We start from the raw sequence: 676 nt of genomic DNA, 5'->3' as shown, positions 1-676 counted from the left end.
GTTTGAAACCGGTGCTGGTGGTTCTGCTCCAAAACACGTTCAACAAGTTGAGAAAGAAAACCACCTGCGTTGGGATTCTCTAGGCGAGTTCTTAGCATTAGCTGCTTCTCTAGAGCATTTAAGCTCAGCAACTGGCAATGCTAAAGCGCAAGTTCTAGCCGATACACTAGACAAAGCAACGGGTGAATTCCTAGACAAAAATAAATCGCCATCACGTAAAGTAGGTGAGTTGGATAACCGTGGTAGTCACTTCTACTTAGCACTGTACTGGGCGAAAGCATTGGCAGAGCAAACGGTGGATGCAGACTTAGCCACTGAATTTGCACCTATTGCAAAATCTCTTGCTGAGCAAGAAGAGAAGATTGTTACAGAACTTAATAGTGCTCAAGGCGTGAAAGGTGAGCTAGGTGGTTACTACTTACTAGACGATGCTTTGGTTTCTAAATTGATGCGTCCAAGCGAAACGTTTAACGCAATCATCGACAAGTAATCTGCGGATGACACGTCGTGAGCGGCGTGTTTTTCAGATAATAAGAAACCCGCTTAATTGGCGGGTTTATTTTTCTCTTCACAAAGGTTTAAGCTATGTGAGAGCAATGGTTTCTACGACAGCACTCAATTTACTTGGCTTGGGCTTCAATTGGCACACCGCTACTTGCGTGGCATCCCTTTGGAC

At 44.7% G+C, this 676-nt stretch carries 1 protein-coding gene; it reads left to right on the top strand.

What is annotated here, in order from left to right; genetic code table 11:
• The coding region (locus R7190_RS27820; RefSeq protein ID WP_318137921.1) for an NADP-dependent isocitrate dehydrogenase at positions 1-490 on the top strand (490 nt) is incomplete at its 5' end.
• Positions 491-676: the final 186 nt, after the last annotated feature.

This window comes from Vibrio sp. 1078-1, assembly GCF_033340475.1.
This window is presented reverse-complemented; position numbering and strand designations above follow the sequence as displayed.